20 protein-coding genes, 1 tRNA gene and 1 pseudogene are annotated in these 21360 nt (G+C 70.5%); 10 read left to right on the top strand and 12 right to left on the bottom strand.

Annotated features, from left to right (window positions below):
* Positions 1-12: 12 nt before the first annotated feature.
* Positions 13-777: a DUF998 domain-containing protein gene (locus ACFYXE_RS16895; protein ID WP_389313089.1), complete on the top strand. Its 765-nt coding sequence runs from the start codon at positions 13-15 to the stop codon at positions 775-777.
* A gap of 43 nt (positions 778-820) precedes the next feature.
* On the opposite strand, the gene ACFYXE_RS16890 is transcribed toward ACFYXE_RS16895, so the two are convergent.
* Both ACFYXE_RS16890 and ACFYXE_RS16885 read right to left on the bottom strand, forming a co-directional pair.
* Positions 821-1291, bottom strand: a complete 471-nt coding sequence (locus ACFYXE_RS16890; protein WP_389313087.1) for an NUDIX domain-containing protein — start codon at positions 1289-1291, stop codon at positions 821-823.
* 2 nt (positions 1292-1293) lie between these two features.
* Positions 1294-2037 carry a helix-turn-helix domain-containing protein gene (locus ACFYXE_RS16885; protein ID WP_389313085.1) on the bottom strand — a complete coding sequence of 248 codons (744 nt, stop codon included), beginning with the start codon at positions 2035-2037 and terminating at the stop codon, positions 1294-1296.
* Positions 2038-2144: 107 nt separating this feature from the next.
* Here ACFYXE_RS16885 and ACFYXE_RS16880 point away from each other — a divergent pair.
* From ACFYXE_RS16880 to ACFYXE_RS16860, 5 genes and pseudogenes are all read left to right on the top strand, one after another.
* Positions 2145-2384 (top strand): annotated as a pseudogene (locus ACFYXE_RS16880) (hypothetical protein); the annotation flags it as partial.
* Positions 2385-2468: 84 nt separating this feature from the next.
* A complete protein-coding gene (locus ACFYXE_RS16875) occupies positions 2469-2924 on the top strand; it encodes a hypothetical protein (protein WP_389313648.1) in 456 nt (151 codons plus the stop codon).
* A gap of 69 nt (positions 2925-2993) precedes the next feature.
* The gene (locus ACFYXE_RS16870; protein WP_389313083.1) at positions 2994-3830 is read left to right on the top strand and encodes a protein kinase; all 837 of its coding nucleotides are present in this window, start codon (positions 2994-2996) and stop codon (positions 3828-3830) included.
* 176 nt (positions 3831-4006) lie between these two features.
* Positions 4007-4306, top strand: a complete 300-nt coding sequence (locus tag ACFYXE_RS16865) for a hypothetical protein (protein ID WP_389313081.1) — start codon at positions 4007-4009, stop codon at positions 4304-4306.
* 74 nt (positions 4307-4380) lie between these two features.
* On the top strand, positions 4381-4539 hold the full coding sequence (locus ACFYXE_RS16860; protein WP_389313079.1) for a hypothetical protein: 159 nt from the start codon (positions 4381-4383) through the stop codon (positions 4537-4539).
* Between the two features lie 290 nt (positions 4540-4829).
* Here ACFYXE_RS16860 and ACFYXE_RS16855 read toward each other — a convergent pair whose 3' ends face one another.
* Together ACFYXE_RS16855 and ACFYXE_RS16850 are read right to left on the bottom strand one after the other, a co-directional pair.
* Positions 4830-6377 carry a hypothetical protein gene (locus tag ACFYXE_RS16855; protein ID WP_389313077.1) on the bottom strand — a complete coding sequence of 516 codons (1548 nt, stop codon included), beginning with the start codon at positions 6375-6377 and terminating at the stop codon, positions 4830-4832.
* 437 nt (positions 6378-6814) lie between these two features.
* Positions 6815-7387: a flavoprotein gene (locus ACFYXE_RS16850; RefSeq protein WP_389313075.1), complete on the bottom strand. Its 573-nt coding sequence runs from the start codon at positions 7385-7387 to the stop codon at positions 6815-6817.
* A gap of 131 nt (positions 7388-7518) precedes the next feature.
* Between ACFYXE_RS16850 and ACFYXE_RS16845 the strand changes: the two genes are divergently transcribed.
* Together ACFYXE_RS16845 and ACFYXE_RS16840 are read left to right on the top strand one after the other, a co-directional pair.
* Complete coding sequence (locus tag ACFYXE_RS16845) at positions 7519-8697, top strand: helix-turn-helix domain-containing protein (protein ID WP_389313072.1); 1179 nt, start codon at positions 7519-7521, stop codon at positions 8695-8697.
* 252 nt (positions 8698-8949) lie between these two features.
* Positions 8950-9276: a hypothetical protein gene (locus tag ACFYXE_RS16840; protein ID WP_389313070.1), complete on the top strand. Its 327-nt coding sequence runs from the start codon at positions 8950-8952 to the stop codon at positions 9274-9276.
* Between the two features lie 264 nt (positions 9277-9540).
* On the opposite strand, the gene ACFYXE_RS16835 is transcribed toward ACFYXE_RS16840, so the two are convergent.
* Positions 9541-9614: transfer RNA gene (locus tag ACFYXE_RS16835), tRNA-Gly, on the bottom strand.
* A 540-nt stretch (positions 9615-10154) separates the two neighbouring features.
* Between ACFYXE_RS16835 and dcd the strand changes: the two genes are divergently transcribed.
* Together dcd and ACFYXE_RS16825 are read left to right on the top strand one after the other, a co-directional pair.
* Complete coding sequence (gene dcd / locus ACFYXE_RS16830) at positions 10155-10730, top strand: dCTP deaminase (protein ID WP_361179430.1); 576 nt, start codon at positions 10155-10157, stop codon at positions 10728-10730.
* A gap of 8 nt (positions 10731-10738) precedes the next feature.
* Entirely contained in the window at positions 10739-11236 is a 498-nt protein-coding gene (locus ACFYXE_RS16825; RefSeq protein ID WP_389313067.1) for a phosphoribosyltransferase, read from the top strand.
* A 145-nt stretch (positions 11237-11381) separates the two neighbouring features.
* Here the strand turns inward: ACFYXE_RS16825 and ACFYXE_RS16820 are convergent, their stop codons facing one another.
* The 7 genes from ACFYXE_RS16820 to ACFYXE_RS16790 all read right to left on the bottom strand — a co-directional run bounded on the left by ACFYXE_RS16820 (position 11382) and on the right by ACFYXE_RS16790 (position 21338).
* Complete coding sequence (locus ACFYXE_RS16820) at positions 11382-12389, bottom strand: Yip1 family protein (protein WP_389313065.1); 1008 nt, start codon at positions 12387-12389, stop codon at positions 11382-11384.
* Between the two features lie 181 nt (positions 12390-12570).
* Entirely contained in the window at positions 12571-14103 is a 1533-nt protein-coding gene (locus ACFYXE_RS16815) for an FG-GAP-like repeat-containing protein (RefSeq protein ID WP_389313063.1), read from the bottom strand.
* Between the two features lie 144 nt (positions 14104-14247).
* The gene (locus ACFYXE_RS16810) at positions 14248-15732 is read right to left on the bottom strand and encodes an FG-GAP repeat protein (RefSeq protein WP_389313061.1); all 1485 of its coding nucleotides are present in this window, start codon (positions 15730-15732) and stop codon (positions 14248-14250) included.
* A 351-nt stretch (positions 15733-16083) separates the two neighbouring features.
* Positions 16084-17598: an FG-GAP-like repeat-containing protein gene (locus ACFYXE_RS16805; protein WP_389313059.1), complete on the bottom strand. Its 1515-nt coding sequence runs from the start codon at positions 17596-17598 to the stop codon at positions 16084-16086.
* A gap of 74 nt (positions 17599-17672) precedes the next feature.
* Positions 17673-18080 carry a hypothetical protein gene (locus ACFYXE_RS16800; protein WP_389313057.1) on the bottom strand — a complete coding sequence of 136 codons (408 nt, stop codon included), beginning with the start codon at positions 18078-18080 and terminating at the stop codon, positions 17673-17675.
* Between the two features lie 352 nt (positions 18081-18432).
* Positions 18433-19917 (bottom strand): FG-GAP and VCBS repeat-containing protein, encoded by a 1485-nt coding sequence (locus tag ACFYXE_RS16795; protein WP_389313055.1) that lies wholly within the window; start codon positions 19915-19917, stop codon positions 18433-18435.
* A 50-nt stretch (positions 19918-19967) separates the two neighbouring features.
* Positions 19968-21338: an FG-GAP repeat domain-containing protein gene (locus ACFYXE_RS16790; RefSeq protein ID WP_389313053.1), complete on the bottom strand. Its 1371-nt coding sequence runs from the start codon at positions 21336-21338 to the stop codon at positions 19968-19970.
* Between the last annotated feature and the right edge of the window lie 22 nt (positions 21339-21360).

Here is a 21360-nt window from a genome sequence, read left to right as displayed (position 1 = left end):
AACGATCAGGGCATGACCACTCGCGGAGCCCGTACCCACAGCCTGCTGGGCCGTTTCACCGCTCCCGCAGTCTGGGCTGCCGTGGTGCTGGCGGCGGGGGCGGCCATGTGGGCACCTGCGGACACCGACCCCGGCCTGAGCCCCGTCTCCCTGACCATCAGCGACTTCGCCGCGCTCGACCGGGGCGGTCCGATCGAGACCGGCATGGCGGTCCTGGGGGTGACCTCTCTCGCGCTGTCGGCAGTGGCGAGAAGATGGCTGCCGCCCCTTCGTGGCCTGCCCACCGTGCTGCTGGCCGCCTGGGGGCTGGGCCTGGTGGTCGCCGCGGTGATCCCCACCGACCCGCTGGCAACACACCTGAGCGGACCGGCCCTTGTGCATCGCTACGCCTCCATCACCGCGTTCGTCGCCTTGCCGCTGAGCGGACTCGTGATGGCACGACGGCTCAGCCCCGCACCCGACGCGCTCCGAACGGTCCGCCGGCTGCGCCTGCTGTCCGGAGCGGCCGTCGCCGGGGCACTGGTCATGGCACTCGCGGCGGGCCCCGGCAACCGGGAACTGATCGGCTTGGCGGAACGCCTGCTGCTGGCCTGCGAAACAGCCCTCCTCGGCGTCCTCGCCCACCACGTACAACACCACATCCGCCTCACCACGCCTCCGGAGGGCGGCCTTGGTGGGACGTACGGGCAGGGCGGGCCCCTGCCAATGCCCCATCAACAGCAGCGCACCGCAGCATCCATGGACAACGAGCTCGGGGACCCGAGGCTCGGTCGATGACACACCACCCGTAGGAACATCGAACGCTGTGCCGCAGGCGCGATCACCCAAGATGGGGGCGCTCACGGTGTTCCAGGAAGTGGCGTACCCGGAGCCGCTGCGTGTGGTGCATCGGCAGGCGGTCGATCTCCTCCGGCGGGACGAACCGCAGCTCCGTCGACTCGTCCGAGATCGCGAGCAGGCCGCCGACCATCCGGGCGGTGAAGCAGACGTTGAACTGTCTGCGCACCTCACCGTCCGAGTAGGCGATGACGTGGCGAGGGTCGGTATACGTACCCACGAGCCCCGTGATCTCCACGTCCAGACCCGTCTCCTCCTTCACCTCCCGGACGGCCGTGCCGGGAAGTGAGTCGGCCATCTCCATGCCGCCGCCCGGGAGAGCCCAGAGGTCGTTGTCCCGCCGACGCTGCAAGAGCAGGCGCCCGTCGTCGTCGGTGACCACGGCAGACGCGGCGACCACCATGCTGTTCGGCTCAGGTGCCGCCGGATCGTCGTAGTACTCGGTCCGTGCCACGGTCACTCTTCCCCTACTGGTGTCGCGGTGCCCCACACCGCGTCGAAGCTGCCGGCGCAGGTGTCGAACATGCCGTCCGGTTCGCTGCGGCGGAGGTGCCACACCGGGGCGCCGAAAGCATTCACGCCCCATACGTGGGCGTTGATCAACGCCTGGTCATCCGCACGATAGATGGAGTTGTAGAGCGTGGTCGCATGAGTCCGCACCTCGATGCCAGGTACCCCGGCAAGGGGGCGGTAGTGCATGAGTGCAAGTCGGCATCGGGAGTCGATTCCGTGCCCGAACCGCTCTTCCTCGCCGCGCTGTTGCACATGTGCACTGCCCGCGTCGCCAATCGCGATCCGGACCGCACATCCGTCCGCGGCTCGCTCGCGAAGCAAGTCATTGAGCCGCGGATATGCCTCATGCAGGAAGACGGCCGCGTACACCAACACGTCGATGTTCCTACGGGCTTGGGCCAACATGTCCACAAAGGTGGACACGGGGACATCCGCCCGCTTGTCGTACAGAGCCACAAGTTCCGGACTGACAGCCCGGGCAGGGCGAGCCTGCCGGAGCGTGGGCCATAGAGCGTGCACGTCTTCTCCCAGCGTTTCCGCTGCCAGCATGGCGGTTGCACGACGTGGTGTTCGCCCCTGGTTGACCCATCGTTCGATGGACTTGGGATCGACTTCGACCTTGTCCGCGAGGGCGCTGTACGTCCAGCCGCCGGTTGCCATGGCAGCTCGTAACCTCTCGTTCGGCATGTCAATCTCTCCTAAGGCCTGGGGACGGCACCAGGGACGTTGTACCCGATGCGGGACGTCCCCAACTGGGGTTGTGCGGTGGTTCCGACGTCCCGGTGAGCGGCAGGATGCTCGTTCGCGTGGCGAGCACACAGCAGGCCGGACCAGGCATCGGTGAACTGGCGAAGGACATTGCCACCGGCCGCATCGGCGTCGTCATGGCGGAGGTCGGCGCCCGGATGCAGATGAGACCCGTTGGGGGCGGCATCGAGTGGGATGCCATGCCGGACAACGTGGTGGCACCGCCTGCAAAGGAGGAACTGAGCGCCCGGCTTGCCATCAAGAGCGGCAACAGCGGGGGCGGCCTTCTGGGCCCCGCCTGTCAAAGCCACGCCTCGACGACCGGCGCGGGCGCAAGCACCAGACCACAGAGACAATCAAGGATCATTCGCATGTCGGCAACGGCAACGGCAACGGCCAACGACCAGAAGACCGGTCGCATGGTGGCTGGTGAGGAGCTGTTCGAGAGCCTCACGCACTTCGTGGTCCTCCACAATGGGCAGTCATCTGACCGGGCGGAGCGGATCGCGGACCAGGCGGTGGCCTTCGTGGTCGCTGCCGCGACCGCAACCGTCCCCATGGTCCCGTCGGACGACGTGGACCTCGGTCTGCACGCGCTCATCCTGCACACGAAGGAGTACGCCGACCTGTGCCAGCGGTTCGCCGGCAGCTTCCTCCACCACAGCCCGAAGCCGGGCGGTGGCGGGCGTGACCCGGAGATGGTCGCCGCCTCCGCGCAGGCGATGAAGGCGGCCGGGTTCAGAGTCTTCGACGACCTCTGGACCGTGGACGGCACCAACCTCGCACAGTGCGACGCGGACTGCGGCCGTCCGTACGGTCAGGTGTAGTGCCACGACACCAGCGGTGCGGTCGACCTCAATCGAGATCGGCCGCATTGCCCGGAAGGAGAACAGACGTTGTCCGGGACACCCCCTGAACTGCCGAGCGTCGTGGCCGATGCGCTCATGCCCAAGGCTCAGCGCCTGGTCGTCAATCGCCGGGGCTCCACGGTCTGGGAGGTTGAGGGCCGTCGAGGGCGCTACGCCGTGAAGGTCGGATATCCGATCGAGGCTACGGTCGACTGGCCCGCCCAACCTTGGACGGCGCTCGCCCCCGCACGCGAGGGCGCCGTGCTGTATCGGATGGGCTTCGACGACTTCGCGTACGGCGAGTGGGAGCGCGGCACCTGGAACGTTCAGCCGTGGCGTGAGGGGCCCGACCTCTACGAACTCTGGAAGCCCTGTCGTGAGCCGGACTCTCGTACCGAACCGCACACCGGCGCGGCCCTCGGCTGCGTGGAGGCACTGGCCGAACTGCATGCCAAGGGCTGGGCCCACGGCGACGTTCAACCCGCGCACTTCATCATCGGACCGGAGCGCACGCACCTCATCGACCTGGCCTTGGCCCGGGGCCGGCACATCCCCGAGTGGTACGACTTCCCGTTCCGCGGCTGCCTCGTCCACTACGAAGCGCCGGAGATCGCGCGCAGTGTGCTCGCGACCGGAGAGGCTGAGGCGACACAGGAAGCAGACGTGTACGCGCTCGGCGCGTCCCTGCTCGTCTCCGCCACGGGCTGGCGGGCCGTCGAGTACCCGGACGACGCGCCCCGGCCTGACCAGAGGCGCGCCGTTGTGAGTGGCAAACGCCGGCCTGTGAAGGCTCAGGGCGAGCTGGGCGAACTGATCGACGCCATGCTCAGCTCGGCGCCCGAAGACAGGCCCACGATCTACGAGGTCGGTAAGGCCCTCAGCTGAGCCGCAGACCCGTAAGCGGAGGACCGGACCACCTCTCGGCCTGGACAGAGTTCAGGGGGTGGAATCCCCGGGCACCTCGGAACGTGTCCCCGCGCACCCCCGCGTCTTCGCCGTCTTCACCGCGCCTGCTCCGTGTCCACATCCTCCCGACGCCCGGTCCCTTCGACCTGGACGAGGTGACCGCACCACGCGTCGACGGTGAGTTGATCAGCCGCAACCCGTGCCGCATCGAGGACGCGGGCGAGGAGGTTGCCGCCGAGCGCCGGATCGACACCGTCGAGCAGGTGGATGCTCTCGCCGATGCTGTCGGGCCGCGCTGGTGGTTCGTGATCTACCTCGGTGCCTCCGGGCCGATGCGCCCGGAGGCACAAGCCGGACCGCGTCGCCGCGACGTCGACCTGGAGAACCTGGACGTCGGCGTCGTCGTCCTCCCTGAGTTCCTCCGTCGCGAGGCGGAGTGGTACCTCGACTGGTAGACGGAGAAGGCCAAGCGTGTGTCCCGTGTGCCGGAGGTCTGACGACCCGATCCGGCGCCACCCTCAAGGACACGATGGTCCGCGCCGGGCAGTCGTCGGAGGAGGCGGCGCTCGGCTATCAGCACTCCGACGATGAGCGTCAGCGAGAGGTGGCCGGCGGGCTCGACGCGATGGTGCGGGCCCAGCGCGCGAAGAGCCACAAGGACCACAAGGCGCGGGTCACGGAGCCCTAGTGGTGCGGTTGTGGTGCGCGGATCGCCAACCCGTCGGGGCGTCCGGGCAACAAAGAACCCCCGGGTCAATGACCTGGGGGTTTTTCATGGACCGGGTGACGAGAATCGAACTCGCACTCTCAGTTGGGGAAGCTAAAGGTACCTCGGGCTTGTTCAGTGATTGTCTTGCGGCGGACCAGTGGCGGGGCCCGGTGAGCGGTTGGCTCGTTCCCTGGTATTCCCCGTAGTTCCCGCAGGATCTGGCACGAGTCTGGTACGGCTCGTTCAGGTGCCGCATGCCAATCCCGTTGTCAGCGGGCGGACTTAACTTCGGCGTAGATGAGTGAGGCACCACGCAATTTCTCACTCCCGTCCCGCTTCCAGAACTCGATAATTTCTACATTTCTGCGCTTTCGTTCGCCAGTGTACTGCGAGATATCGAGCATATAGGCTTCATAGATACGCCCTGGGCGGTGGCGTACCGTAACGCGCGAGTTAATGGAATGGACCAGCCTTAGATCCACAAGCTCCTTAACTCGCTCGTATCTGTCCGAAGCCAGATCCTTTTCGATCAAGAAGCAATTCTTCTTCTGCGTCGCCAGGCAGAAGGTCTTGATTCGCTCTAGTTCTTCTTCCAGTTCAAATTGCCCGTCGACGACATCCCTGTGAAACTCATCTCGCTTTGAGCTCTCGTGTTCTCCCGCTCCTTGGTTAACTGCCTCGACGCCGACTTTTTCTGCGCTTTGGTCAACCGCGAATGCTACCGATTTTCTTAGGATCGATAGGTAATCGCGAGCCACGCCGCCGCTCGCGAGCACCAAGCGATCGCGCGCACCTTCATTGATGATTTCTCGAAGGTCTACGCCAGCTTGATTGGCCACATTATCTGTCACGTCGAGAAGGAAACGCTTGGCTGTCTTGTACTTCTCCAGTGTCAGGTCTAGGTCGATCTCTTCGATGTCGTCGCCGAGCTTCACTCCAATCGGCGGGTCTCCGTTCTTGTACCAAGAGGAGCGGTGGCGAATTGTCCCGACCTTAAGCCACAGGCCCGTTCCTTTAAAGAGTCGATGGAAGTAGTCGAGGACTTCAGGCTGGCTTGACCGCTTGATGTAGTACATGTCATCCAAAAGGATGAAGCCATTCCCTCCGGCAAGTTCCACGACTTGCCTGAGGGTCTTCTGATAAGCGATAACTCGCCGATGCAAAGAGTCAATCTTTGATCGTCGGATGGTTTCATGGACTTCATCGAGTGACAGGGATCGACTCGATGTCGAGTCTGATAGGCCAGCCTTGATTGGGCCTTTTTGTACTCCAATGTCTATCTTGGATGCTCGGTCGGATTGACGCTCGTCCTTTTGTAGGAGCTGAATTTCTGCGTCATCGTATGCGTGAAGGAGCGTATCTAGCTCTTTCACGTAACTGTTGATATCCGCTGAAAGGAGGGACGCGGTCGAACGTTTTAGAGGTGCTCGCTGAGGGATAAGTTTCTTCCAGAATGACTTCTTATTCGCTGGGGCGACGGCCCCACCGCTGAGCCATCCTTCGATATTTTCAAAAGTTTCGATTAAGACGCTAATGAGCACATCAGGGTAAGCGTGGCCTTTGAATTTCTCCATGTCGATGTAGGCGTTCGGTCGCCTATTTTCCATCATCTGGCTCTTTGCTTTCTGGAGCAGGCTGGTTTTCCCTGATCCTCGTCGACCGAAGATCAGATGATTTCGGTTCGACGTGGCCCTCGCCAGGGTTCCAGCAGCTGGCTCGATGAACTCATTGGCTGCTGGACCTGTTGCTCTAGCGGCTTCTTCTAGGGAAATAGTGAACTGGCCAACGTTGGCGCCCTGAACTCCACTGCCTGCCATGCTTCTCCCTGCCGTGTCGAGGCTGGAACTGTACTCCTGGCAGGGCCAGTTGGGTGGCGAAAGTGCAGGAACGGTTCGTGATTAGACTGAAGGTGTACACATTCACGCCCGTCGTGATCATCGCCTCCGTGGAAGGTGACACCCTCGGCCGGCGGCGACCGCTCCAGCCACGACGTACCCCTTCTGTGGCATCAGGCGGCGGCATGCTTTGAGCGCGGTCCGGGCGCCCGCCGGTTGGAGCGGAGCGGAGACAGGAGTGCAGGCCGGGCCTGGGGTCGGGCCACGCGCGGGAAGCGGAGCGGGTCGCCTTGAAGCGGCAAAGATGTTGTAACGCAGTTCGCTTCCCTTGGAGTTGGGCCGCGACGCTAAGTCGAGTGGGCGGTCGCTCGCCACCGGGCCGCGTGTGTCCGCCGCACTCCGTAGGTGACGGCCTTCGACTATCGGTTGGTGCTCGCGTCCTCCGTCAACCGCGCCGCCGTCGTCAGCGCGAGATCCCACGGGTACCCCTTCGGCGCCCCCGTTCCGGGCTGGTTGGGGGTGAAGCCGGGGTTTCCGTACAGGACCGTCACCCCTTGCTCGCGCAGCTCCGCGACGCTGCGGTCGAGTTGGCGGTGTTGCGCGTACGCGGCGTTCACGCACGGCACCGCCACCGTGGGGATGCGCTTGCCGATGGCCTCGGCGGCGACGCCCACCACGAAGGTCGAGGTGAGTCCCAGCGCCCAGGAGTTGAGGGAGTTGAACGTGACCGGGGCGAAGAGGAGCGCGTCCGCGGGAGGCCAGGAATCGGGCTGGCCGGGGAGCTTGTACTCGCTGCGGACCGGATGCCCGGTCAGGGCCTGCAGCGCGTCGAGTTCGGGCTCGAGCCAGCGCGCTGCGGTCGGCGTCAGACCCAGACACACCTCCCAGCCATCGAGCTGCGCCCTCTCGACGACGTTCGCGACGTCCAGGGCGGGCGGGGCCGCCGACGAGAACAGGTACAGGGTTCGTGCGCTCCGTGAACTCGAGGTCATGCCTCCCATCCCACCCCCAGGGTGAGCCCCGTGCAACTGCCCCTGAATCAGGTGGATCGGCGGCGGAACACGGTCGGCGGAGCTCGGCGTGGGTACCGTTCCAGATGTCGCCCCAGGAGCGGAGTCCCAGCATGCCCGGAGACGATCACCCCGGTGCGCGTATTGCGCAGCAGCGCAAGCTGGCCGGGTACACGCAACGAGGCTTGGCCATGAAGGCCGGCTACTCGTACAGCCTTCTCCACCAGGTGGAGAGCGGTCACAAGGCGGCGAGCCCGGATTTCACCGCGGCGTGTGCGCGAGCACTGCGGGTCGACGTCGCGGCGCTGACAGGACAGCCGTACATGACCGAGCTCCGACAGGACCGCCTCGCCGGGCTGATCAGGCCCATTCGCGAGTCGCTCGACCTGTACGACCTCGGCGCCGACCCCGACGTATCCGTCAGAGAGGCCGCTCAGCTCGTCGAAGCGGCTGCCACCCTCTGCCGGCAGGTTCGCGCCACGCACCTGCACAAGGTCGCCCGCACCCTGCCCCTGCTGGTCGCCGAGCTGACGACGGCCGCGCACCGCACCCCTTCGACCGAGCTGTGGGCCGCACTCGGGTCCGCCTACCGCACGGCACATGACGTCACCATCAAGCTCGGCTTCTACGACCTGTCCACCATTGCCCTGGACCGGATGGAGTGGGCCGCGCAACGGGCCTCCGACCCCGTCCTCTCGGCCGTCCGCCAGTACATGCGCGGGCTGGTCTACCACCGGGAGGGGGAGCACACGATCGGGCTGCGCCTGGTCGGCGCCGGGCACCGTCTGCTCCTTCAGGCGGACGAGTCTCCGGAGACTCTCGCCGTGGTCGGCCAGTTGCACCTGGGAGCGACCGTCATCGCGGCACGGGCTCGTAAGGAAGGCGTGGTGGGGACCCACCTCGCTGAGGCGAAGGAGATCGCCGACCGTGTCGGGGAGATGGGGCAGGTGCACTGGCTGTCGTTCGGGCCGGCGAACTGTGCCGCGCACGAGCTCTCCGCGCTCACCGAAATGGGGCGGTACGGGGAGGCCGTGGTGCGGGCCGGGGAGATTCGGCTGCCCGCCTCGTGGCCCGCGTCGCGCCGGGCCCACGTGTGGATCGACCGAGGGCGTTCGGAGATGGAGACCGGCCGCCACGACGCGGCGCTCATGTCGCTCACGAAGGCCCGTGAGCTGGCTCCGCAGCAGACGCGCTACCACCCCGGGGCACGCGCGACCGTCGAGGGCCTGGTGCGCCAGCAGCGTCGTACCCCTGACGCCTTGGGTCACCTCTCCGCCTGGCTCGGTCAGTAGAAGCCCGGCGGCGGGTGTCACCGAGGAGTGACAGTTGGCGCCGTCGCTTGTGGCCACCCTGGTCGTAGACCTGAACGGTGATGACGGCAGGGGAACCCCGTGGACTTCCACCCGGCGGACGGAGCGATCTCCGACTGGTTCGCGCGCGCTCAGCCGGGCGCCGCACAAGCTCGGCGCGAGTGGGCGGAAGGCGGCGTAGCACTGCTCCTGTGCGGGCCCCGTTTCTGTGCGGTGAGAATCCCCGGTTCCCTTGTGCACGCGGTTCTGGGCACCGATGAACTGGAGGCCGTGGGCCGCTCGCTCGCGGCGATGCTGGGCGGTCCGGTGTTCTGCAACGCCTTCAGCTGCCAGTACTACGTGCTGGTCCGCGGCGCCGACCGCACGAGATGGCCCTACGGCCGTGAGGCCCCGTTCCTCGGGGAGGGCACCTACCTGGGTGTCCCGGCGGTGCGCCGCACCTCGCCGCCCGGCCCCTACTGGGTGGCGCTCCCGCAGCAACCGGGAGACCTCTGTTCCCTCACGTCGGTGGCCGCGCTGGTGGCTGTGGCCGTCGCACGCCGGACGGAGGAGCCGCGGTGATGGTCCCGGCCGCGGAGTGGTCCACCTACCAGGCGCTGCTCGCGCACCTGGACGGATGCCCCGACTGCCTCGCCGAGCGGAGCTGTGAGCAGGCCGACCGCGTGAAGCGGGCACTTCGCGCGCTACGGGCCGCCTCCGCGAAGGCGAGGGAGGGCGAGGGCGGTTCTGGCACGGATGCGGCACGCGGCGGGCGAGCTGAGCCGTCAGGCGGCGACAAACAAGAAGGCCCAGGTCGCTGACCTGGGCCTCAACTGCTGAGAACTGTGGAGCGGGTGACGAGAATCGAACTCGCACTCTCAGCTTGGGAAGCTGATGTTCTACCACTAAACTACACCCGCGAAAGACCCGCATGAAGCGGTGTCGTAACGTCGCACACTGTACCTCATCCCGGGCCCCCGGCGCTCTCGCCGCGGGGCCCGAGTGCTGTCCGGGGGGCGGATGCGCCGTGCGGGGTGAGGGAGTTGGGGCGTACCGTGGAATGTGGTCGCGCCGCCTGGAGAGGCGTCCCTTTCGTACCGTAATGTGGGCTTTCGTCGTCGGCTCGGAGGCGGGCGCAGACGAGTGAGTGCGCGCGTGTACGGGCGCGTAGGAGCTCACCACCTACGACTTGGGGAAGGGACTCAGGACTTGATGGAGCGCACCGTCGTCCGATGTGCCGAAGGGCACGTGTTCAGCACCGCTTCGTTCCCGATGCAGCAGGCGGACCGGCTCGGTCCCGGACGGCTCATCCGCTGTCCGCGGTGTGCCCGGCTCCGGCATGCCGTGCCGGTGACGCTGCAGAAGCGGTAGCAGAGCGGTAGCGGAAGGAACGCGGACATCCAGGCGCGCGGGTCCCGTCCGATTGGGGACGGCCCGCGCGCTCTGCGTATCCTCGGTGCGTGCTTCTCTCAGACAAGGACATCCGGGCCGAGATCGACTCCGGACGGGTGCGGATCGACCCGTACGACGAATCCATGGTGCAGCCCTCGAGCATCGACGTGCGGCTGGACCGCTACTTCCGGGTGTTCGAGAACCACCGCTACCCCCACATCGACCCCTCCGTGGAGCAGGCCGACCTGACGCGGCTCGTGGAGCCCGAGGGCGACGAGCCGTTCATCCTGCACCCGGGTGAGTTCGTGCTCGCGTCGACGTACGAGGTCGTCAGCCTGCCCGACGACCTCGCGAGCCGGCTGGAGGGCAAGTCGAGCCTGGGCCGCCTCGGGCTGGTCACGCACTCCACCGCCGGGTTCATCGACCCCGGCTTCTCGGGGCACGTCACCCTGGAGCTCTCGAACCTCGCGACGCTGCCGATCAAGCTCTGGCCGGGCATGAAGATCGGGCAGCTGTGCATGTTCCGGCTCACCTCGCCCGCCGAGGCCCCCTACGGGTCGGAGCGGTACGGGTCGCGTTACCAGGGGCAGCGCGGGCCCACCGCCTCCCGTTCCTTCCTCAACTTCCATCGGACCCAGGTGTGACATCCAGCATGAGTGACGTGCGCGAGAACCTTACGTACGAGAAGTTCGGCGGCGCTGTGCGCGAGCTCGCGCAGACCATCGCCGACGACGGCTACCTGCCCGACGTGATCATCTCCATCGCCCGCGGCGGTGTCTTCGTCGCCGGCGGGCTCGCGTACGCCCTGGACTGCAAGAACATCCACCTCGTGAACGTGGAGTTCTACACCGGGGTGGGCACCACCCTGGAAATGCCCGTCATGCTCGCGCCCGTCCCGAACGTCATCGACTTCACCGACAAGAAGGTGCTGATCGCCGACGACGTCGCCGACACCGGCAAGACGCTGAAGCTCGTGCACGACTTCTGCCTCGACCACGTGGCCGAGGTCCGGTCCGCCGTGATCTATGAGAAGTCGCACTCCCTGGTCAAGTGCGAGTACGTGTGGAAGCGCACGGACGAGTGGATCAACTTCCCGTGGAGCGTCGAGCCGCCCGTCGTGCGGCGTGCGGGGCAGGTGCTCGACGCCTGACGGGTCCGCCGGACTCGGGAGTGGGGTTCGGGACGTACACGGACGAGAGGGCCCCGTCGGCTGGTTGATCCTTCACCAGGCCGGCGGGGCCCTCTCGTGCGCGTGCAGTACGCTCAGTGCGTTTTTGCGTGGCCTCGGTACGTCCTCAGAACGTGCCCAGCTTGATGATCGACAGGATCGCCAGGAGCTGGATCGCCGACGCGCCCAGTGCCTTCGGCCACGGCAGGTCGTGGGACTTGCTCACCATCAGGGTGAGCAGCGTGCCCGCCGCGATCCAGGTAGCCCAGCCGAGGAGCTGGACGAAGGAGTTGCCGCCGCCCAGGAACATCGCGACGATCACGCGGGGCGCGTCCGTCATCGACATGATCAGCATGGACAGGCCGACCGTCGGCTGCCAGGCGCCGTCGCCGCCGAGCTGGCGGGCCAGGGTGTGCGTGACCACGCCGAGGATGAAGGCGCTGATGGTGATCGCGACGCCGGTGGTCAGGACGTACGGGATCGCCGAGGACAGCGTGGCGTTGATCGCGTCCGAGCGGGCCTCGTCGAAGCCGAAGATCGCGAGCGCGCCGTAGAGGAACGTGACGACGAGGGCGGGGCCCCACATCGCGTAGTCCCGCATCTGCAGGAAGGTGGGTGCCGGGCGCAGCACGATGCCGCGCAGCAGGTCCTTCCAGTGCAGGCGGGGGCCCATGGGCGGGGCGCCGGCCTGGCCCGCGCGGTAGGTGTCGCCCTGGGTGTAGGCGTCCTCGCCGATGGAGAAGGCCTGGGTGTGCCCGGGGTTGTTGGCCGCGTACGGGTCGTAGCCGCCCTGGCCCTGGCCGTGGTCGCCCGGTCCGCCGAAGTACTCCGGCTCGCCGTGGTTTCCGTGCTGGCCGTGGTTTCCGTGCTGCCCGGGTCGACCGTGTCCGCCGTGGGCTCCGCCGGCCTGCGGCCACTGCTGGCCGCTGCCCCCGCCTCCGCCGTACTGCGGGCCGCCGCCGTACTGGGGGCCGCCCCCGCCGTACGGCTGCTGCGGGTTCGAGGGCGCGGGTGGGTAGCCGTACGGGCGGCCCTGCGGGGCCTGCTGTCCGTACGGCTGCTGCCGCGGTTGTTGTTGCGGTTGCGGTTGCGGGGCGCGGTTGTCCCGGCCGCGTCCAATCCTGAATCCAGCCACGAATCGAACGTACCTGGTCTTCGGGGGCCGGGGCGTCCCTCCTCGGGAGGAGACCGGCTTTGCGGCCGACCTGTGACAACCCCTAGGGGGACCCTGAGGGGTTTGCCGCAGGTCGGCCGGTGCGGGTGGGGCGCGGATGTGGGTGTGGGGCGGGTGGGGCGCGGGTGGGGTCCGGGGTGTCTCAGCGGGCCAGGACCGCGCCGTAGGCCGGCGGGTCGGTGGAGGCGGGCAGGTCCAGGGAGTTCGGGGTGACGGCGGCCGTGCCCGCGGACCGGGCGGCCGGGAGGGTCCACACGCCGCCGGACGACGCGTTCTCGCCGGGCGCGCCGACCGAGAGGTCCGGGCGGCCGTCGCCGTCGCGGTCGGCGGTGTCGAGCGCGGTGCCGAAGGCGTCACCCTTTTCGGCGACGCCCGGGATGCCCGGGGAGTCCTGCTGGTACGCGACCGCGCCGTACACCGAGCCGTCCGCCTTGAGGATGCCCTTCGCGCCGCCCTTCAGGACGGTGACGGAGCCCGCGCGGGCGGCGCTGCCGATCGCCTCGCCGGGGGCGCCCGCGATCAGGTCGTCCTTGCCGTCGCCGTCGACGTCCGCGGTGGCGAGCGCGTTGCCGAAGTCGTCGCCCGTCTCGGCGACCCCGGGGACGCCCCGCGTGTCCTGGTTGAGGGTCTGGCCCTCCCAGACGAGGCCGTGGCCGTCCCCGTAGTGGATGTGGATGCCGCCGCCCTCGGTGAGTTCCTCGGGGCCGCACGGGTCGTCGATGTTCTCGTCGGCGATCTCGCGGCAGTTGCCGAGGGCGAGGTCGTCGTGGCCGTCGCCGTTGAAGTCGCCGGCGGCGAGTGCGCCCGCGGCGCTGTTGTCGCTGCTGAACGTCAGGCCGAAGGCGCCCTCGGCCGGGTCGTAGGTGCGCACCTGCACGTGCGACTGGGTGTAGGGCTGGTTCTGCGTGTAGTAGGCGAGGGCCAGGTCGGCGCGGCCGTCGCTGTCGAAGTCGCCGGTGGTCAGGACGGGGGCGCGGCCGCCCATCCGGTCGGCCATGAGGGGCTCGGTCACCGCGGCGTACGGGTTGTAGTTGACGACGACCCGGTCCTTGCCGCCGATCGCGAGGTCGACGTCGGTGTCCCCGGTGAAGTCGGCGGCGGCCAGGGCGTTGCCGTAGGCGTCGCCGGACCTGGGGCCCCGGGCCACGGTGTCGGCCAGGGCGAAGCCGTCGCCGGTGCCGTAGAGGACGGTGACGGAGCCCGCGTCCTGTGCGGCGCCGATGTCCTCGCCGGGGGCGCCGATGACGAGGTCGGCGAACCGGTCGTCGTCGACGTACGCGGTGGCGAGCGCCCCGCCGAAGCGGTCACCGGCCTCCGGGGTGCCGGGGATCTCGACGGTGGACTGCGTGATGCGGCGCACGTCGTGCGGGTTCGGCCCGTTCCGGCTGCCGAACACGACGCTGACGTATCCGGCCTTCGCCTTGCCGTTGACCGTGCCGCTGGGCACGCCGACGGCGAGGTCGGCGTATCCGTCGCCGTTGAAGTCGCTTTGCACGCCGCCCGGTTCGGTGGGTTCGGAGGCGGCCGGGGCGGTGGCGGGGGCGGCGCTCGCGGTGGCCGCGAGGGGCAGGGCCAGGCCGGTGGCGGCCAGCGCGGTGGCGGCGGCGAGGGCGAGGGTGCGGGCGCGTGGCGTGCGTGGCGTGCGGGGGATACGGGGTTCCGGGTGGCTGCGCACGGGGGCTCCGGGGGTGGGAGGGCCGGTCCCGCATCGGGGAGGCGGGACCGGCGGGCGGGAGGGGAGTGGCGGAGGGGGAGCGGCGGAAGGGGCAGGGGGCGGACGCGGGTGCGGGTGCGGGCGCCCGTTCTGCGAACTGCCCCGTCAGTCCGCGAAGTTCACGCCGAAGTGGGGCGTGCCCGTGGCGGAGATGCCGACCGTCGACGTGTAGACGCCCGCCGAACCCGCCAGGGTGCCGTTCGCCTTGCTGGTCAGGGGGTAGATCGCGCCGTTGCCGCCGTTCTCGCCGTACGCCCCGACGGTGACGTCGCCGCGCCCGTCGCCGTTGAGGTCGTCGACGTGCACGTCGGAGCCGAAGAAGTCGTGCTTCTCGTTGGTGTTGGGCACGCCCGCGGAGTCCTGGCTGAGCAGCACCGCACCGCGCGTGGACAGGCCCGAGCCGTCCGCGGCGCCGTAGACGACGGTGACCGCGCCCGCGTCCTCGACGCCGTCGATGTCCTCGCCCGCGGAGCCGACGACCAGGTCGAGGTGTCCGTCGCCGTTGATGTCGCCGAGGTCGAGCTCGTTGCCGAAGGAGTCGCCCTTCTCGCCCGAGCCCGGCACGCCGGAGCTGTCCTGGGTGATCACCTGGGTGTCGCCGTAGGGGCCGTTGGCGGCGCCGTGCACCACGTAGACCGAGCCGCCCTTGTTGGCACCGGAGATCCCGTCGTCCCACTCCAGGCCGATGATGATGTCGCCGTAGCCGTCGCCGTCCGTGTCACCGATGTCGGTGATGACGCCGGCGGGCAGCCGCTGCTGGCCGGTCGTCCTGACGCCACTGGCCGTGCCGGGCAGCCACAGGTTGGCGTTGTCGCCGTCCGCCGTGGAGTAGCCGTCGACGATCAGGTCGTCTCTGCCGTCGCCGTTCACGTCGCCGGAGTGCAGGTTGAAGGGGCCCGCGCCCTCGCCGCTCATGATGGCGGGCTTGACCGTGTAGCGGCTGCTGCCGGTGCCGTGGGTACGGGAGATCTTGCCGTCCAGGACGTCGATGGTGGCCGCGCCGGAGCGGGCGCCGACGGCGAGGTCGTCCGTGCCGTCCCCGTCGAAGTCGCCGGCCTCGAGGGGCGCGCCGAAGAAGTCGTGCCCGGTCGGCCGGGGGTCCTGCACCGTCGTGCCGCCGCCGAGGCCGCTCGCGGAGCCCCACAGGATCTGGGCGGTGCCGCCGTCCTTGTCGCTGCCGACGTCCTCGCCGGGCGCGCCGATCGCGAGGTCGTCGTAGCCGTCGCGGTCGAAGTCGCCGTACGCGAGGTCGTAGCCGAAGAGGTCGCCGGACTCCGCGGTGCCGGGGACGCCCGTGCTGTTCTGGCTGAAGGTCTTGTGGCGCAGGGTGCTTCCGCCGTACGTGACGGTGACCTGGCCGGCCGAGTCCTTGCCGCCGACGGTGGCGTGGGGGGCGGAGGTGGCGAGGTCGGCGACGCCGTCGCCGTTGAAGTCGGTCTCGTGCGAGGGCAGCGGGGCGGCGGGCGCGGCGGACGAGGCGGTGGCCGAGAGGCCGAGCAGGCCACCGGTCAGTGCGGCCGTCACGGCCGTCGCCGCGGCGATGCGGCCGCGTCTGGAGCGGATGGTGGAGGTGCGCTTGTGCTGTGCCATGCGGGTCTCCTGCGGCATGCGGGGATGCCTGGCGGGCATCCGCAGTCGATGGGTACGCCGGACACGGCCGCGTTCACCGGGCGTTGGCCCTGGCGTCACGCCGTGATCGGCTATGAGAAGACCTGCGGTGGGGCGCAAGGGTTGTACGGGGGTGGCGAGTTGGCCGTTGTCGGTGGGGTTGGCCTGCTAGGCCGGATTGGCCGGATTTGCGTGGATGGGGGGTCGGCAGCCCGTCCGGCGTTCGAGGACGAACCCGGCGGAGCCGGTGGTCCGGGCGGCACGGGAGCCGGTGGTCCGGGCGGCACGAAGGACGACCGCGCCGCACGGACCACCGGAGCCGAAGGGTGACCCCTACCGCCCCAGCACACCCCCGTACGCCCGCGCCCCCGCGAGCCCGAGCTTGCCGGGCGTCACCGACGTGACGGCCGGGTCGGCGCCGCTCCGCGCGCTCGGGGCGTACCAGACGCCGCCCTTGGCCGCGTCCTCGCCGGGCGCGCCCACCGCCGCGTCCGCGCGGCCGTCGCCGTCGTAGTCGCCGGTCGCGACGGCCGCGCCGAAGCGGTCGTCCGCCTCGGCCGTGCCCGCCACGCCCGCGGTGTTCTGGCTGGCGGCGGGCCCGGTGAACGGCTTGCCCGCGCCGGTCGAGGCGAGCAGCCAGTACGTGCCCGCGTTCTTCGCGGTGCCGACGGCCTCCGTGTCGGCGCCGACGACGAGTTCGTCGCCGCCGCTGCCGTCGAGGTCGCCCGCGGCGAGGTGCGCGCCGAAGTCGTCGTCGGCCTCCGCGGTGCCGCCGACCTCGGGCGAGTCCTGCGTGGTGCAGGAGTGGCCGCCGTCGCCGAGCGCGCCGCCCTTCTTGTTGAAGACGGTGAGGATCGCGCCGCCGAGGCGGTCCTCGCAGTGCGTCGACTCGGTCTCGGGGTTGGGCCGTACGTCGCCGATGGCGAGGTCCGCCGTGCCGTCGCCGTCGAAGTCGCCGGTGGCCAGGCCGGACGGGGTGTAGTCCGACGTCTCCCACGTCGTCCGCCACGAACCGGACGCCTTGGTGAGGATCTCCGTGCCGGTGTCCTCCATGGCGTTGTGGGACACGGCGATGTCGTCGCGGCCGTCGGCGTCGAAGTCGCCGGTGGCCAGGGCGGTCGGGCCCTGGCCGAAGTGCCAGCTCTTGACCTGGGAGACGGTGGCGGGCGAGCCCGGGGTGAAGGGGCCGGGGCGCACCTTGATCGAGGCGCGCTCGTCGGAGCGGGCCCGGAAGGCGATGTCCTTGACGCCGTCCTTGTCGAAGTCGCCGGTGGCGAGCAGCTGCCCGTAGGTGCTGCCGCCGAGGTCGCCGTTGGCGGCGGTGAAGCCGCCCTTGAAGCCGCTCGCGGAGCCCCATACGACGGCGACGGTGCCCGCGGACTGCTGGTCGCCGCTGTCCTCGCCGGGCGTGCCGACGACCAGGTCGCTGTAGCCGTCGCCGTTCATGTCGTCCGAGGCGACGGCGGTGCCGAAGCCGTCGCCCGCCTCGACGGTGCCGGGGACTCCGGCGGTGGCCTGGCTGACGGTGGTGGAGCCGTGCTTGCCGAGGCCGTCGGCGCCGCCCCAGACGACGTTGACGTAACCGGCCTTGGCCTTGCCGGACACGGTCGCGTCGGGGACGCCGACCGCGAGGTCCACGTAGCCGTCGCCGTTGTAGTCGGCCCGCAGCTTCGAGGGGGCGGCGGGGGCGGCGGACGCGGCGCCCGCCGCGAGGCCGGTCACGCCGAGTGCGGTGGCGGCGCAGAGCGCGCCGGCCGCGAGGATCGTGTTGCGGGCGGGCTTGCGGGCGGGCTTGCGGGCGGGCTCGCCGGTGGTCCTGCGGCTGGTCCTGTGTGCGGAGTGAGGCACTGATCTCTCCAACTGTGCTGGTTCGTGGGGTGGTCGACGCGCCGGGTGTGCGGGGCGCGCCGGGGTGCGGCGGGTCAGCGCACGGTGCGGCCGAAGCCCGCACCCGGTGCGCCGACGCCGAAGTCCTTGCCGTTGAAGGACGCCGCGTACGACGAGGTCGGGCCGGTGGCCGTGCCGCGCAGGACCCGCACGGCGCCGACGTCGCGCGTCGTGCCGCTGTCCTCGCCGGTCGCGCCGGTGGCCAGGTCGAGCCTGCCGTTCTTGTTGATGTCCTTGAGGCGCACGGACGTGCCGAAGCGGTCGCCCTCCTCGGCGGCGCCGGGTACGCCCGCGGTCTCCTGGTGCCAGGCCCTGCCGGAAGTGAACGTGCCGGCGGTGGACTTGAGCAGCGTGACGCTGCCCGCCCCGGCGACGCCGACGACCGTCTCGCCGGGCGCGCCCACCGCGAGGCCGGCGTAGCCGTCCCTGTGTCTTGCGCGCACGTGGAACTCCCGGATGTGGGGGACGGGGCCCTGATGGACCGCGGCCGGCCGCGGTCTCTGAGTGAGCCTCTGGGTATGGCTTCCGGGGTGTGTGACGCGTGGGGCGTACGAAGGGTTGTGCGACGGGGGTGGTGGGGTGGCGTGCGGGTGAACGCGATGTGGACGGACAAGTGGCCTTGAGCGAGCGGGATTTACGGGCTCCGGGCCCTTGCGCGGCGCTGGTGCGCGCCGCTATCCGCCGCTGGTGGCGCCCCGCTGTCCGCCCCTGGTGGTGCCCGGCTGTCCGCCCCTGGTGCCGCCCAGCTGTCCGCCCCCGTCGGCGCCCCGCTGCCCGTCCGTATCGAAGCCCCCGCTACCCGATCGTCGTGGCGCCCCGCACCTCGCCCGGTGTGAAGTACTGCACCCGATCCGGATCCAGGCCCTTCTTCGTGCCGCGGAAGACGAGGAATCCCGCGTGCGTCTTCGCCTGGCCCTCCGCGCCGTACTGCCTGGGCCTCTCGGTGCGGTGCCGGCCGCTCTCCCACTCGTCCGCGTGGACGACGACGTCGTCGCGGCCGTCCCCGTCGACGTCGAGCAGGTCCTCGGCGACGAAACCGGACCAGGTGTCCGGGCGGTCGTTCCTGCTGGGCAGGTCCTCGGTCAGGGGGCTCAGGTACTGGGCGCGGCCCGCCTCGGGGCCCTTGCCGCCGCCGGGCAGCAGGGTGACCTCGCCGCCGGCCGCGGCGTTCGGCCGGGGATCGCTGACGACCAGGTCGGGCCGCCCGTCGCCGTCGACGTCGCCGACGAGCGGGCGCTCGCCCCACAACGCCCCCCTACGCCGGGGAAGTTGCAGGACGGTGGCGGGGCGGCCCGCGCCGAGCCCGGCCCGCGCACCGGGGGTGACCGTGACCCTGCCGGGATTGCCGCCGCCCGCCGAGCGGCCGTAGGAGACCTGCGAGGAGCCGACGAGGTCCGCGATGCCGTCACCGTCCGCGTCGGCGACCGCGCCGCCCCGCAGGCCGTCGGTGCCGGCCATCGACTCGTACACCGCGGACGGCACTTCGGGTCCCGGTACGAGGCCCCTGCCCGGGTCGCCCCGGAAGTGGGCCAGGGCCGTCAGGCCCGCGGGCGCCGAGTCGTCCTGCTCGGCGTCGAAGCTGTAGAGGAGGAGCGCGTCCGTGCGCCGGTCGCCGTCGACGTCCCCGACCAGGGCCTCGTAGGGGCTGATGTAACCGTGCTGGCCGAGGTCGACGGGGCTGGTGCGGGCGGGCCTGCCCGCGCGGGTGAACGGGCCGTGCAGCACGGCCGCGGGGTCGGGCCCGCTCGTCGCGCTGGTGTCGCCCGAGCCGCCGCGCCCGCCGTCGAGGAGGTCGGCGGACCCGTCGCCGTCGAAGTCCCCGGCGGCCAGGACGCGGGTCGCCGGTGCCACCGCGAGGGCCCGCGGGGCGGACAGGCCGCGCGGACCGCCGAACATCACGAAGGTCTGCCGGTCGTCGGACGCGCCGCGCGCGGCCACCAGGTCGGTGAAGCCGTCGCCGTCCAGGTCGGCGCGGTGCGGCCGGGTGAAGAACGTGTCGCCGTCGCGCGCCGTCAGACGGGCGGGCGAGCCGGTGAGCAGGCCCTTGGCGGAGCCGTAGAGGACGACCAGCGAGGCGGGGACCCGGCGCTTGTCCTCCGCGTCGAGCACGCGCGCGTAGTCGTCGTAGCCGTCCCCGTTGAAGTCCCCCGTGTCGGGGTGCCCGGAGGCCTTGCCGACGGCGGGCGAGCCCTTCAGGAGCCCGTCGCCGGAGCGCTTGTCCGCGCCGTCGTCCGAGGCCCCGCACCCCGCGAGCAGCACCCCCGCACAGCCCAGCGCCACGGCCCGCCACCCGCGGGCCCGCCGCCTCCGCGAGCGCCCGGCCCGACCGGTCACCGGCCCGCGCCCGGCGACCGGAACTCCTCGGTGGAGAAGGTCAGCGCCGGCTCGCGCGCGACCAGGTCGCCCTTGCGGCCCGGGTACACGCCCACCGTGTCCTCGCTGTCCCCGCGGTACGTGCGCAGCACCAGGTCGGCCCGTCCGTCGCCGTCGAAGTCCGCGACCTGGAGGACCTGCGTGGTGCCCTTCGCCGCCGGGGTGACGAGCGCCGTGGCGTTGGCCGCGAGCCCGGTCGTGCGTCCCCGGAAGACCCGTACGTCGCCCGCGCCGCCGCCGCTCCCGCTGCCCCGGCCGCTCAGGACGAGCTCGCTCAGTCCGTCGCCGTCCAGGTCGCCCGCGTCCACGGCGACGTCCTTGGCCTCCAGGGAGCCGCGCAGGGTGCCCGGCACGTCGTAGCGCAGGGCGACGCCCCGGGCGGAGGCGATCGCCGCGTCCGTGCCCTTGCCCCTGCCGAAGCGGCCGAAGGCGGTGTCGTCGCCCGCGGGGAAGAGCACGCCCGTCTCGTCGGGGCCCTTGGGGCCGCCGAGGACGAGGGCGCCGGTGGCGGCGCCCGACGCGTTCGCCGGCTTGCGCACCAGGACGTCGTCGTAGCCGTCGCCGTCGACGTCGGTGGCCCGGCCGCTCACCAGGTTGTTGCCGGGGGCGGTGACGGGGGCGCCCGCGGCGCGCGGGGCGCCGGTCCGCTTGAACGGGCCGCGCAGGAAGGTGAGACGGGCCCCGCTCGCGTGCAGGACGAGGTCGTCGGCGCCGTCCCCGTCGAAGTCGCCGCACACCGGCTGGTCCGGCCAGTCGTTGCCGAAACGTGCCTGCGCGGGCACTTCGAGCTTCACCGCCTTGCCGGTCAGGCCCTTGGGCGAGCCGAAGAGGATCTGCAGCGGCACGGGCGGCTGCCCCTGCCCGTCGTACGGCGGGTCGGTGGAGACGAGCAGGTCGGTGAAGCCGTCCTTGTCGAGGTCGCAGGTGGCCTCGGAGTCGAAGGCGGCGGGCAACCGGCCCTTGGTCCGGGCGCCGTTGGCGTGCGCGCTCACCAGCTGACGGGCGCCGGGCACGAGGCCGCCCCGGCTGCCGTAGACGATGCCGATGCCCGCGTCGTCGCCGTGGTCGCGGTGCACGAGGTCGTCGAGCACCAGGTCACGGGCGCCGTCGCCGTTGAAGTCGTCGTCGGCCTTGCTGCCCTTGCCGGCCGGCACCGGGCGCTGCGCCGCGCCCTTGCCCGCGGCACCGACGGGCCGGCCGGTGTCCTTGCCGTCCTCGCCGCCGCCGGAGCCGCCGCAGCCCGCGAGCAGCAGCGCGCAGCCGAGCGCGCCCGCGGCGAGCCGCACCGGCACGCCCCGTCCGCCGTCACTCCGTATGCCACTTCGCATGCCTGCCATCAACCCCGCCCCG

Source organism: Streptomyces sp. NPDC002564 (genome assembly GCF_042889645.1).
GTDB lineage: Bacteria > Actinomycetota > Actinomycetes > Streptomycetales > Streptomycetaceae > Streptomyces.
This window is presented reverse-complemented; position numbering and strand designations above follow the sequence as displayed.

What these genes read in the sequence shown, in the direction of transcription:
- ACFYXE_RS16895 (WP_389313089.1), top strand. Translation starts at nt 13, where the DNA reads ATGACCACTCGCGGAGCCCGTACCCACAGCCTGCTGGGCCGTTTCACC.
- ACFYXE_RS16885 (WP_389313085.1), bottom strand. Translation starts at nt 2,037, where the DNA reads ATGCCGAACGAGAGGTTACGAGCTGCCATGGCAACCGGCGGCTGGACG.
- ACFYXE_RS16875 (WP_389313648.1), top strand. Translation starts at nt 2,469, where the DNA reads ATGTCGGCAACGGCAACGGCAACGGCCAACGACCAGAAGACCGGTCGC.
- ACFYXE_RS16860 (WP_389313079.1), top strand. Translation starts at nt 4,381, where the DNA reads ATGGTCCGCGCCGGGCAGTCGTCGGAGGAGGCGGCGCTCGGCTATCAG.
- ACFYXE_RS16855 (WP_389313077.1), bottom strand. Translation starts at nt 6,377, where the DNA reads ATGGCAGGCAGTGGAGTTCAGGGCGCCAACGTTGGCCAGTTCACTATT.
- ACFYXE_RS16850 (WP_389313075.1), bottom strand. Translation starts at nt 7,387, where the DNA reads ATGACCTCGAGTTCACGGAGCGCACGAACCCTGTACCTGTTCTCGTCG.
- ACFYXE_RS16845 (WP_389313072.1), top strand. Translation starts at nt 7,519, where the DNA reads ATGCCCGGAGACGATCACCCCGGTGCGCGTATTGCGCAGCAGCGCAAG.
- ACFYXE_RS16825 (WP_389313067.1), top strand. Translation starts at nt 10,739, where the DNA reads ATGAGTGACGTGCGCGAGAACCTTACGTACGAGAAGTTCGGCGGCGCT.
- ACFYXE_RS16810 (WP_389313061.1), bottom strand. Translation starts at nt 15,732, where the DNA reads ATGGCACAGCACAAGCGCACCTCCACCATCCGCTCCAGACGCGGCCGC.
- ACFYXE_RS16790 (WP_389313053.1), bottom strand. Translation starts at nt 21,338, where the DNA reads ATGCGAAGTGGCATACGGAGTGACGGCGGACGGGGCGTGCCGGTGCGG.